The sequence below is a fragment of the Cobetia sp. 3AK genome, from assembly GCF_029846335.1.
Taxonomy (GTDB): domain Bacteria; phylum Pseudomonadota; class Gammaproteobacteria; order Pseudomonadales; family Halomonadaceae; genus Cobetia; species Cobetia marina.
The window spans coordinates 70,946-82,534 of record NZ_JARWKR010000013.1; the positions used below are offsets into that span (position 1 = coordinate 70,946).

9 protein-coding genes are annotated in these 11,589 nt (G+C 64.3%); 2 read left to right on the plus strand and 7 right to left on the minus strand.

The window, feature by feature from the left end; translation table 11 throughout:
• Together acs and QD228_RS15815 are read right to left on the minus strand one after the other, a co-directional pair.
• On the minus strand, positions 1-1,947 hold the full coding sequence (gene acs / locus QD228_RS15810; RefSeq protein ID WP_279876028.1) for an acetate--CoA ligase: 1,947 nt from the start codon (positions 1,945-1,947) through the stop codon (positions 1-3).
• A gap of 294 nt (positions 1,948-2,241) precedes the next feature.
• Complete coding sequence (locus tag QD228_RS15815) at positions 2,242-2,892, minus strand: SprT-like domain-containing protein (protein WP_279876029.1); 651 nt, start codon at positions 2,890-2,892, stop codon at positions 2,242-2,244.
• A gap of 181 nt (positions 2,893-3,073) precedes the next feature.
• Between QD228_RS15815 and QD228_RS15820 the strand changes: the two genes are divergently transcribed.
• Positions 3,074-3,805 carry a YecA family protein gene (locus QD228_RS15820; protein WP_077380132.1) on the plus strand — a complete coding sequence of 244 codons (732 nt, stop codon included), beginning with the start codon at positions 3,074-3,076 and terminating at the stop codon, positions 3,803-3,805.
• A gap of 116 nt (positions 3,806-3,921) precedes the next feature.
• Here QD228_RS15820 and QD228_RS15825 read toward each other — a convergent pair whose 3' ends face one another.
• On the minus strand, positions 3,922-5,046 hold the full coding sequence (locus QD228_RS15825) for a phosphatidylserine/phosphatidylglycerophosphate/cardiolipin synthase family protein (RefSeq protein WP_084207890.1): 1,125 nt from the start codon (positions 5,044-5,046) through the stop codon (positions 3,922-3,924).
• Positions 5,047-5,258: 212 nt separating this feature from the next.
• Between QD228_RS15825 and plsB the strand changes: the two genes are divergently transcribed.
• Positions 5,259-7,790 (plus strand): glycerol-3-phosphate 1-O-acyltransferase PlsB, encoded by a 2,532-nt coding sequence (plsB, locus tag QD228_RS15830; RefSeq protein ID WP_077380136.1) that lies wholly within the window; start codon positions 5,259-5,261, stop codon positions 7,788-7,790.
• A gap of 121 nt (positions 7,791-7,911) precedes the next feature.
• On the opposite strand, the gene QD228_RS15835 is transcribed toward plsB, so the two are convergent.
• The 4 genes from QD228_RS15835 to adk all read right to left on the minus strand — a co-directional run bounded on the left by QD228_RS15835 (position 7,912) and on the right by adk (position 11,570).
• Positions 7,912-8,655 carry a class I SAM-dependent methyltransferase gene (locus QD228_RS15835; RefSeq protein ID WP_279876037.1) on the minus strand — a complete coding sequence of 248 codons (744 nt, stop codon included), beginning with the start codon at positions 8,653-8,655 and terminating at the stop codon, positions 7,912-7,914.
• Between the two features lie 251 nt (positions 8,656-8,906).
• Positions 8,907-9,722, minus strand: coding sequence for an undecaprenyl-diphosphate phosphatase (locus QD228_RS15840; protein ID WP_077380138.1), 816 nt, complete (start codon positions 9,720-9,722; stop codon positions 8,907-8,909).
• A 207-nt stretch (positions 9,723-9,929) separates the two neighbouring features.
• Entirely contained in the window at positions 9,930-10,625 is a 696-nt protein-coding gene (tsaB, locus tag QD228_RS15845; protein ID WP_077380140.1) for a tRNA (adenosine(37)-N6)-threonylcarbamoyltransferase complex dimerization subunit type 1 TsaB, read from the minus strand.
• Between the two features lie 288 nt (positions 10,626-10,913).
• The gene (adk, locus tag QD228_RS15850) at positions 10,914-11,570 is read right to left on the minus strand and encodes an adenylate kinase (RefSeq protein ID WP_077380142.1); all 657 of its coding nucleotides are present in this window, start codon (positions 11,568-11,570) and stop codon (positions 10,914-10,916) included.
• Between the last annotated feature and the right edge of the window lie 19 nt (positions 11,571-11,589).

Genomic DNA, 11,589 nt, shown 5'->3' on the forward strand with positions numbered 1-11,589 from the left:
TCAGCGGTTGGCGCGATGCTCGATCAGATCATCCACCACCGTCGGGTCCGCCAGCGTCGAGGTATCCCCAAGACCGTCGGTCTCGTTGGCGGCGATCTTGCGCAGGATACGCCGCATGATCTTGCCGGAACGCGTCTTGGGCAGTCCCGGTGCCCACTGGATGACATCAGGTGACGCGATCGGCCCGATGTCCTTGCGCACCCACTGGGTCAGGGTCTTCTTGAGCTCATCGCTTGGCTCGATGCCATCATTGAGCGTCACGTAGATGTAGATCCCCTGCCCCTTGATGTCGTGGGGATAACCGACCACCGCGGCTTCGGCGACCGCCTCATGCGCGACCAGCGAGGACTCGATCTCGGCCGTGCCCATGCGGTGCCCGGAAACGTTGAGCACGTCGTCGACGCGTCCGGTGATCCAGTAATACCCATCCTCATCACGGCGGCAGCCATCGCCGGTGAAGTACATGCCGGCATAGGTGGAGAAATAGGTCTGCACGTAACGCTCATGGTTGCCCCAGATGGAGCGCGCCTGCCCCGGCCAGCTGTCGAGAATCACCAGATTGCCTTCGGTGGCTCCCTCGAGAATGTTGCCCTCGTTGTCGACCAGCGCCGGCTGCACGCCGAAGAACGGCAAGGTGGCGGAACCCGGCTTGAGATCCGTGGCACCCGGCAGCGGCGCGATCATGATGCCGCCGGTCTCGGTCTGCCACCAGGTATCCACCAGCGGGCAGTTGCCCTTGCCGATCACGCGGTGGAACCACTCCCAGGCCTCAGGATTGATCGGCTCACCCACCGAGCCGAGCAGGCGCAGGCTGTCGCGGGAACTGGAGTCCATCACGCCATCGCCGTGTGCCATCAGCGCGCGCACGGCGGTCGGGGCCGTGTAGAGGATATTGACCTGATGCTTGTCGACGATCTCCCCCATGCGCCCGTGAGTCGGATAGCTGGGCACCCCCTCGAACATCAGCGTGGTCGCGCCGTTGGCCAGCGGTCCATAGACGATGTAGCTGTGCCCTGTCACCCAGCCGACATCCGCCGTGCACCAGTAGATGTCGCCATCGTGGTAGTCGAAGACGTAACGATGGGTCATGGCCGCATAGAGCAGATAGCCGCCCGTGGTGTGCTTCAGCCCCTTGGGCGTGCCGGTGGAGCCGGAGGTGTAGAGAATGAACAGCGGGTCTTCCGCGCCCATCGCTTCTGCCGGGCAGTCGCTGGACTGACGGTCGACCAGCTCGTGGAACCACAGATCACGACTCCCCCAGTGCACGTCACCTCCGGTACGCCGCACCACCAGCACGTGGTCGACGCAGTCGGTGCCATCGCGCTCCAGCGCATCGTCGACATTCTCCTTGAGCGGCACTCGCTTGCCACCGCGCAGCGATTCATCGGCGGTGATCACGATACGCGAGCTGGAATCGGCGATCCGTCCTGCCAGCGCGTCCGGCGAGAAGCCCCCGAAGACCACCGAGTGCACCGCACCGATACGGGTACAGGCCAGCATCGCCATGGCCGCTTCGGGGATCATCGGCATGTACAGGGTGACCACGTCACCACGCCCCACGCCCAGTTCCTTGAGGCCATTGGCGAACTGGCTGACGCGCGCATGCAGCTCGCGATAGGTGATCGACTGGGACTCGCTGGGGTCATCCCCTTCCCAGATGATCGCCACCTGGTCGCCACGCTCCTGGAGATGACGATCCAGACAGTTGTGGGCCACGTTGAGCTGACCATCCTCGAACCAGCGCACATCGACATTCTCAGGGCCGAAGTCGGTACTGCGTATCACCGAGGGCGCCTTGAACCAGTCCAGCGACTGCGCCTGCTCGGCCCAGAAATCCTCGGGTGCCTCGACAGACTGCTGATACATGGCCTGATAGCGCTCACGATCTACCCATGCACGGGCGGCAACATCAGGCTTGACCGGGTGGACCTTGGCATCTTCGCTCATTGTTGTTCGACCTCTGGAAGTTGGCGGGCGACACGCCTCGGGCTGCCTCATACGACACGGGTACGCTGCGGACGAGTCATGGCTAGTCCGTTTCAGCTTAAACCCAAGCATGGGGGGGCCACACACTAGACCTTGGTAGACAATTTTTTCCCAATAATTTCAACTATTTATCAACAAATAACACCAAGGTCACAGCGACTTTCGCCGCAGAAAACCCGCACTCCAGAGGGACTGAGCGCGCCACGGAGGCATTGAAAACGGGAGGCAGGACTGCACGGAAGGCGATGACAGGCATCATGGATCGCTCAATGGCCCCTTGAGCGCTTTCCCGCACAGCCGGCATCGGTAACGCTGCCCACGAAGCGCATTGGCATGTCGACGATGACTCAGATAGTGCGGTGTCTCGCAATCGCATCCGTAGGCCCAGGGCATCGGACTCGCGCGGGAAACATCCATGCGGTGGGTCACCTCAGGTGCGACACCATAGAGATTCGTCATGACCTGCTGCCACTCCGGGCCATGCGGCTTGACCCGCTGGCCGCGCGCGCGCTCCACCACTTCCATCACCACCCAGTGCGCCACCTCATGAGGGACGGTCTGGCTCAGGAAGTGATGGCGGTTCTCGCACAGCAATTGCCAGTTGAAGCGCAGGCGCTGGCGCGCCGGTTCGGCTGTCCCGGCAGTGCGTCCTCTGAGACGACAGGACACGGCGGGCATGCGCATCTCGGGATAGTGCGCACGTGCGCGCGCCAGACAGGCCAGCACACGGGATTGCAGCATGGCATGCAGTTGCGGCTCGCTGAGGGCATCCAGTGTCTGCTCATCGGCCAACGGCAGGGGGTCGGCGACCGCATCACCGAGACACGCCAGTACATGGTCGACGGGAAAGCGATATCGACTGACGACACTGCCATCCACGGCGTGCGCGACACGGGAACAAGACATGAGACGACCCCTTGATGCCAGACGATCGAGGTGAACGGCAACCGCTGAAGAAAGTGGAGAATTCGACGATTCAGGGGCTTTCGTGGCGACGAAAACCCTTGCCACGAGATGATACACTAGCCACATTCGCAGTGGCCGCGACGCCCTGCCCGACTTCTATCCCGCATGTGAGACCTTCCCCATGGCCGAGCCTGTCCAGACCCAGCCGTTGCTGGATGATGAATCCCTCGACATCCTCGATGAGTTCCTTGAATCCGACCTGGTCGGCCCGGAAGCCCTCGACATCATCAGCGCGCATGGCTTCATGCTGGCACTGGCCATCGCACCACGCGAAGTGCCTTCCAGCCTGTGGCTGCCGGAGCTGTTCCAGGGACAGCCCGCCTATGAAAGCCCCGAGCAGGAAGCCCAGGTGGTCGCGCTGTTCGAGCAGATGCGCGCCAATGCCATCGACGCCCTCGAGCACGGCATCCTGCCTGAGCTGCTGTTCGAGCTGGAACTCGGTGGCCTCGACCCCGTCGAGACGCCGATCGGTGACTGGTGTGCAGGCTTCATGGAAGGTGTCTTCATGGACGAGGAAGCCTGGTTCGGGACCCAGGAAGAGACCGCGGCCGAGCTGCTGCTGCCCTTCATGGCCATCTCGGGCGTATTCGACGATGAAGACCCGGAGATCGGCGAGCTGATCGCCGACCCCGTCGGTGCCCAGCGCTTCGTCAACCAGCTGCCGGAACTGCTGCTGGATCTCTACCTGCTCTATCGCGTGCCGCCGGAAAGCCCCAAGCCATCACCGCGCCGCAAGGGAGCCGCAACGCCGGGCGCCGCGGGCATTCCGCGTGGCAAGCATGCGGGCGGCAAGGGCAGTGGCAAGGGCGGCGCGAAGAAGCCTGCTGGCAAGGGTGGCGGCAAGAAGCGCTGAGCCCCCGCCATCCCCCTCTTTGCGCCGCGCTGCGCCAGACACGACAACGCCGGACGCCCCTTGGGGTCGTCCGGCGTTGTCGTGTCACGAAGCAGTGTCTGACATCCGTGAACTGGCTAGCGCAGCCGCGTCACCAGGCTATCCAGGGTGCCATAGCCCCACTCACGACAGCGTTGCGCCAGAGAGCGTCGCTGCCAGGCAGCCCGGGTGATCTCGACGCTGCGCGCGAAATGCTGCTCGAACAGCGCCGCCACCTCCGCCGCGAAGCGATGGTCCTGCACCTCCTGATTGGCCTCCAGATTCCATTGCAGGCTCCAGTGATCGAAGTTGCATGACCCCAGCGTGACCCAGTCATCCGCCAGCGAGAACTTGGCATGCAGGAAGCGCGGCTGGAATTCATGGATCCGCACGCCCGCCTTGAGGAGACTCGCATAGAAACGCTGCCCCGCAGAACGCACGCCGGGATGGTCGTGATGCTGTCCCGCGATCAACAGCTGCACATCGACGCCGCGCCGAGCCGCCCGCTTGAGGCGTCGACGCATGCTGAAGGTCGGCACGAAGTAAGGCGTGCAGATCCACAGCCGCTTGCGGGTGCTGCTGGCCTGATGCTGGAGCGAGTGGCGAATCGCCTGATAACGAAATCCATGGCCCCAGACGACACGCCCGCGCATCCCCAGATATCCCGTGACGACGTTGACCGCATTGATGTTGACGCTGCGCACGGCCTCACGACGCCCCTGCCCCTCGCTGGCAGCGGAATCCCAGACCCGCGCGAACAGCCTGACCCAGTCACGGATACAGGGCCCCTCGATGCGTATCGCCACTTCTGACCAGGCCTCGGCAAACTCATCGACCGCGCCGAAACCGCCGGTGAAGCCCACCTCGCCATCCACGACCAGCAGCTTGCGGTGATCCCGCGTCAGGTTGCGACCGAACCGCCACCAGCGAATCGGGTTGTAGAAGCGCAGGGCGATGCCGGCCTCGGTCATGCGCTGGCGATCCGCCTCCTCGAGCCCCAGCGAGCCGAAACCATCCAGCAGCACCAGTACATTGACGCCACGCTGGCACGCAGCGCTCAAAGCCTCGATCAGGACCCGACTGAGGTGACCGCTTTCGGCCAGATACAGTTCGAGCAGTATCGAGTGACGTGCGCCTTCCACCGCCTCCAGCATGCTGGGCAGAAAGCGCGCCCCCTCCGGCAGCAGGGTAAATCGATTGCCTGAACGCCACATTCCGAGCATGACATGCCTCCCGTCGCTCCCGCACTGGGCAATGACAGCCGATATCGGCGTCATCGAACAGAATGCGTATAATGATCAATATCATGCATGCGGCGACCCAACGTCGATATCCTCGGATCGCCACTCCCGCATCCTGTGAGTCAACGCAAACGATCCTGCTTGTGACAGCGTCTCACCATCGAACTTTTCGAGTACACCTGCGAGGCTCCGCCATGTCGCCCGTCACCCTGTTATTGCGCCCTCTGCGCAACCTCAGCCGCCGTCTGCTGGACAAATGGGTGGAGCTGCGCGCGGTGGAACCCGACATCAACGCGCTGGACCACAGTGCCCTGAATCTCGACCCCGACCTGCCGGTGGTCTACGTCTTCCCCTATCAGGCGCTCTCCGATGAACTGGTGATCGAGCAGCTTTGCGAGGGGCGTGGCCTGCCGTCTCCCACTCTGCCCTTGAGCATAGGCGACATGCGTCTGAGTCACTCGCGGTTGCGCCTGCTGCGTCACTCACGCAAGGGCAAGGGCCTGCTCTCCCGACGACTCGCGCAGCTGATCGAGGCACTGGAGAACGCCCCGGATGAGGTCGAGGTCCAGCTGGTACCGGTCAGCGTGTTCTGGGGACGTGCGCCGGGCAAGGAATTCGGCTTCTGGAAGTTCATCTCCGCTGACAGCTGGCGTGTCACCGGGGTATTGCGTCGCGCCATCGCCATCCTCGTGCATGGTCGCTCGGTGGATGTGCACTTCGGCCAGCCGCTCAAGCTCCACGAGGTGCTGCGCGAAGGTCCCGAGGATCAGGCGCTGGCGCGCCGGCGCATCGCTCGTCTGCTGCGCGTGCACTTTCGTCGCGTGCGCACCCGACTGCTGGGGCCGGACCTCTCGCATCGCCACACCATGATCCGCAATCTGCAGAAGGCGCCCGCCGTACAGGACGTGATCAGCGAGCTGGCCCGCGACCAGAACCAGCGTCCCGCGCGTCTCGAGAAGCGCGCGTTGAGATACGGCCGCGAGATCGCCTCCAACATGGGCTATCCCGTCCAGCGCTTCCTGGCTCACGCCCTCAAGCGCTTGTGGCACAAGCTGTATGACGGCATCGAGATCCGCGGCATGTCGCGCGTCAAGGCGATCGCCGGGGACTGCGAGCTGATCTATGTGCCATGCCATCGCAGCCATATCGATTATCTGCTGCTGTCCTACGTGCTGTTCCACGAAGGGCTGATGACGCCGCACGTGGCAGCCGGCAAGAATCTCGACATGCCGGTGATCGGCCCGATCCTCCGGCGTGGCGGCGCCTTCTTCCTGCGCCGCAGCTTCCGTGACAATCGCCTCTATGGCGCGGTCTTCGATGAATATGTCCACCAGCTGATCACCCGCGGGCACCCGGTGGAATACTTCATCGAGGGTGGACGCTCACGCACGGGGCGCATGTTGCCGCCACGTCCGGGCATGCTGGCGATGACGCTGCGTTCCTTCCTGCGTGACACGCGCCGCGAGGTCGCCTTCGTCCCGGTCTACATCGGCTACGAGAAGGTCTTCGAGAGCCTCAGCTATCAGCGTGAACTGTCGGGCGCCAGCAAGAAGAAGGAGTCGCCGCTGGATCTGATTCGCGTGCTGGGGCAGCTCAAGCAGCCCTTCGGCAAGGTCTATCTCAACATTGGCGAGCCGCTCAAGCTGGGGGCCTGGCTGGACGAGACCACTCCCGAATGGCAGGCCAGTCGCCACCAGCGGCGTCCGGAATGGCTGACCAGTGCCGTGCCGCGACTGGGCAACGAGATCGCCACGCGCATCAATGCCGCCGCGGCCCTCAACCCTGTCTCGCTGTCGGCGCTGGTACTGCTTTCCACCGCACACCACGCCATCGAGTCCAGCCTGATGCAGCGCCAGCTGGCCATGCTGGTGCGGCTGGCCGGCAAGCTGCCTGGCCGGCAGGATCACAGCCTGCCCGAAGGCACGCCGGAAGAATGGATCGCGCACTGCGCGCACCTGGGGCTGGTCACTCTGCGCCCCCAGCACCTCGGTGAGCTGGTGATCGCCACACCGGAACAGGCCAGCCTGCTGACCTGGTACCGCAACAACGTCCTGCATCTGCTGGCGCTGCCGGCGCTGATCGCCTTCGCCTTCCGCAACACCGCCCAGTACACCCTGCAGGCGCTGGATGAGCAGATCAGCCCGGCCTGGCCCGTGCTGGTACGTGAACTGTTCGTGCCGGAAGCCCCGGAGCTGAAAGGCGATATCGCCGCCACCCTCGCGCTGCTCAGCGACGAGGGCCTGCTGGAGCACCAGCCGGCAACCGAGAACACGCCCGAACGCTGGTCGCGTCCGGTCGCAAGCCAGGAATCCTCCGAGCAGCTGCGGCTGCTGGCCCAGCCGGTCCAGCCGACGCTGGAGCGCGGCTACCTGCTGATCGCGGCCTTGCTGCAACACGGCAGCGGCACGCTGGATCGCGAAGCCCTCGAGACCCACTCCGGCGCGCTGGCAGAGCGGCTGACGCTGCTCTCGGGCCTCAACGCGCCCGAGTTCTTCGACAAGCGACTGTTCCGCGGCCTGCTGGATACCCTGCTGGAGCTGGACTTCATCTGGCTGGACGACAACCGCCTGTGCTTCGGCGAAGCGCTGGAAGACCTGCAGACCCGTGGGCGCGACCTGTTCGACCCGGCATTGCGCCATCGCTTGCAGCATGTGCGCCTGCGCGATACGCCGGACACGCCGGACACGCCAGAGGACAATGCTGACTCGGCTGACGAGCCACGCTGACAACGGTGCCACGCCATCCCTTCGCATGAACGACAGGACCCCGCTCGCGGCAGACGCGAGCGGGGTCCTGTCATCTTCAGAGCGGTCATGCACGTCAGGGTGCATCACCCGGCCTTCGCGGCTAGCGCAGCGCCTGCTTGACGTAGACGTCGTAGCGGCTGGTCTTCTCCTCCACCACATGACTCGGCGCGATGCCGCCGATCGGCTCAGCCTTGCGTGGACGCTTGACCACCACCCGATGGGTCGCGACCTCCAGTGCCGAATCCAGCAAGGCCGGCGCATCCGCGTCATCCCCCGCCAGGGCACGGAAGAGCCGCATCTCCTTCTTCACCAGCGCAGACTTGTCACGGTGCGGGTACATCGGATCCAGATGCACCACCTGCGGCGGGTGATCCCACAGCGCGACGAGCTCTCCCAGATCACGCGAGGCATCCCCCTGCAGCGCCTGCATGCGTAGCGCGATCTCGCGTATCTCGTCGTCTGCACAGCCCTGCGCGCGGGTCAGGCCATCGACCAGGATCGCCGCCGTCGCGGCGACACGCTCGATCATCAGCACCGGCGATCCGAGACTTGCCAGCACGAAGGCATCGCGCCCCAGCCCGGCGGTGGCATCGACGATGCTTGGCAGCACGCCGCGATTCAGGCCACAGGCCCGCGCGATCAGCTGATTGCGCCCCCCACCGAAACGCCGGCGGTGGTCCGCCCGACCAGCGACGAAATCCACATGCAGCGGTTTGCCGTACTCGCGCTCGTCACCGGCGATCACGACCCGCGGTATGCCCTGCTCGTCCTGCGCCACCTCGAGCCGCAGAGCCGGCAACGCATCATCGTCCCGGATGGCGATCCCGAAGTGCGCCGCCAGCATGGCGAGCTCCGGATGCACCGCCAGCTGCGAGCGAGCGATGGCGATCACGGGGGTCGCGTCAGCGGCGTCAGAGGAAGGAGCGAGGGGATCGGATGGCAGCATGAACGGGCTCTATGGAAATGAAGAGACACTGGGACTCGCGAAAGACCAGCACAAAGGCGACATGATAAGCGCAAGCAAGGCTGACAGAAACGCCGACGGCGCCGCAAGAGCGACGCCGTCGGAGAAAGACTGAACTTGCCGTACGCGACTTACAGCAACAGCATGCCGAACAGCAGCACGCCCAGCAGCAGACGGTAGATGACGAAGGGCAACATGCCGATGCTGTCGATGGCCTTGAGGAACAGCTTGATGCACACCAGCGCCGAGACGAAGGACAGCACCACACCCAGTCCGACATCGAACAGCTGGGCTTCACTGCCGGTCTCGATCAGCTCCAGCCCCTTGAGTGAGCCCGCCGCGAGAATCAGCGGAATCGACAGCAGGAAGGAGAAGCGCGCCGCACTCTGACGCTCGAAGCCCAGCAGCAGCGCGGCAGTGATGGTGATGCCCGAACGCGAGGTGCCCGGAATCAGTGCCAATGCCTGGAACAGACCGATGATCAACGCCCCCTTGAGCGTGAGCGTCGCCAGATCCCGCGTGCGCGTGCCCTTGGCATCCGCCCACCACAGCAGCAGACCGAAGACGATGGTGGTCGTGCCGATCACGGCAGTCGAACGCCCGGCCGTTTCCACCACATCGCCCAACAGGCCACCGAAGACGACGGCCGGCAGCGTCGCCAGCAATACCGCCCAGCCCAGACGGCTGTCGTCGGTCTGACGCGCCGCAAGCCCGCCTGAACCGCTGAACTGTCCGAACCAGCCAGCGAGGATATTGACGACATCCTTGCGAAAGGCCATCACCACGGCCAGCAGAGTACCGACATGGACCGCGACATCGAAGGCCAGTCCCTGGTCCGGCCAGCCAAGCACCTGGGAGGGCAGGATCAGGTGAGCGGAGGAGGAAATCGGCAGAAATTCGGTCAGACCTTGAATGACGGCCAACGCCACCACGTGCATGAGTTCCATGAAACATCCTTTTAAGAGTAACGGGCCTCAATGGCCCACACGGACGACAGACATCGCCTGTGGCACTGCGAGGTGCGGTGATGACAGAACGGTTCCCTGTCAGCCGATGCGCGACCGACATCAGGGGCCGCAGTGTGATGCTGAAACCTTACGGCAGCCTTGGCAGACCACCTGACTGACGCGAGAGGATGGCGATCCCTGGCGCCATCAGCGCCATGCCACCTCGTTGCGCAGATAGACAGGCTGCGCCTCGACGGCAGCGACTGCCTCGCCGCGCGCAAAGGCCTGCGCCGCCAGGATGACCATGTCCTCGGCATCCGGCTGCGGTGCCTCCAGGCGCTGCACGATGCTGGCGCGCAAGGCTTCCGGCAGCGCATCGTGCATGACCAGCCCGGAACCGATGGCCAGCCAGTCGTGCTCACGAAGCTCCTGGGGCAACTCCACGAGTCCCGGCGCCACGACCTGCTCGGGCAGCAGCTGGCTGACCTCGACCTCACCTTCGGCGGAGGTCGCCACACGATAGGCGCCGGTGTAAAGCTCGCCCATGCGGGCATCCAGCATCGGCAACACGAAACGGGCGTGGTGATGGCGATGGGCCTGCAGCGCCAGCGCCGCCAGGGTCGAGACACCGATCACCGGCACCTCAAGCCCGAAGGCCAGTCCCTGGATGGTGCCAGCCGCGATGCGCAGGCCCGTGAAGGAACCCGGGCCGTGGCCATAGGCCAGCGCGTCCAGATCCTTCAACGTCAGCTGGGCGTCTGCCAGCAGCGTCTCGATCATCGGCATCATCAGCTGGGTATGCTGACGGGGAGCTTCACAGCGCTCGGCAGTAACAACGCCGTCCTGCCACAGGGCAACGGAACAGGCGGAGGAGGATGCATCAATGGCCAGAAGCGTGGTCATGGGCGGTTCATCATCAGAAAAATGTGACGCGATTCTACCCGTCCCCCGCTAGCAGCAAAAGACGCAGGGTGTCCACGGCAGGTGTCGGCGCTGTGCGTCAGTCGTGCCACAGGCCGCGAACCTGCGCTGGAGAAGGGGTCTGTCGCAACACGCCATTTCGCTTTCGCGACCAAAGAAAACGCCCGCAGACAAAGCCTGCGGGCGTTTTCAAGGCGCTTGATACCGAAAGAGCGCATCATGCGGGCCATGACGGCGCCATAGTCCTCATGCCGTCTCAGGCAACGCGACTCACTGCTCCAGCGCGCTGACCAACTGGGCACGAATGTCATCGACGGAGCCGATGCCTTCGATGCGATGGTAGGCCGGTGCCTGGGCATCGCCAGTGGCGGACCAGCTGGAGTAGTACTCGACCAGCGGCTCGGTCTGCTCATGGTAGACGGACAGACGGTTGCGCACCGTGGCTTCACGGTCATCTTCACGCTGGATCAAGGCTTCGCCAGTGACGTCGTCCTTGCCTTCCTCGCGCGGCGGGTTGTACTCGATGTGATAGACACGACCGGAATCCGGGTGCACACGACGACCGGACAGGCGCTTGACGATTTCCTCGTCCGCCACGGCGATCTCGACCACGTGGTCCAGCTTCACGCCCGCTTCCTTCATGGCGTCAGCCTGCGGAATGGTGCGCGGGAAGCCATCGAACAGGAAGCCGTTCTCGCAGTCGGGCTGGCTGATGCGTTCCTTGACCAGAGCGATGATGATCTCGTCGGACACCAGCCCGCCGGTATTCATGATCTCCTTGACCTTGAGCCCCAGCTCGCTGCCGGCCTTGACCGCTGCACGCAACATGTCTCCGGTGGAAATCTGCGGGATGTTGAAACGCTCGCAGATGAACTGGGCCTGAGTGCCCTTGCCGGCGCCGGGGGCGCCCAACAGGATCAAACGCATCGGTACTGCTCCTTGAGTG

Bases quoted from the DNA above. Each gene is read 5' to 3' on its own strand.
- acs (WP_279876028.1), bottom strand. From the start codon at position 1,947: ATGAGCGAAGATGCCAAGGTCCACCCGGTCAAGCCTGATGTTGCCGCC.
- adk (WP_077380142.1), bottom strand. From the start codon at position 11,570: ATGCGTTTGATCCTGTTGGGCGCCCCCGGCGCCGGCAAGGGCACTCAG.
- QD228_RS15820 (WP_077380132.1), top strand. From the start codon at position 3,074: ATGGCCGAGCCTGTCCAGACCCAGCCGTTGCTGGATGATGAATCCCTC.
- QD228_RS15835 (WP_279876037.1), bottom strand. From the start codon at position 8,655: ATGCTGGCGGCGCACTTCGGGATCGCCATCCGGGACGATGATGCGTTG.
- QD228_RS15825 (WP_084207890.1), bottom strand. From the start codon at position 5,046: ATGCTCGGAATGTGGCGTTCAGGCAATCGATTTACCCTGCTGCCGGAG.
- QD228_RS15815 (WP_279876029.1), bottom strand. From the start codon at position 2,892: ATGTCTTGTTCCCGTGTCGCGCACGCCGTGGATGGCAGTGTCGTCAGT.
- tsaB (WP_077380140.1), bottom strand. From the start codon at position 10,625: ATGACCACGCTTCTGGCCATTGATGCATCCTCCTCCGCCTGTTCCGTT.
- plsB (WP_077380136.1), top strand. From the start codon at position 5,259: ATGTCGCCCGTCACCCTGTTATTGCGCCCTCTGCGCAACCTCAGCCGC.
- QD228_RS15840 (WP_077380138.1), bottom strand. From the start codon at position 9,722: ATGGAACTCATGCACGTGGTGGCGTTGGCCGTCATTCAAGGTCTGACC.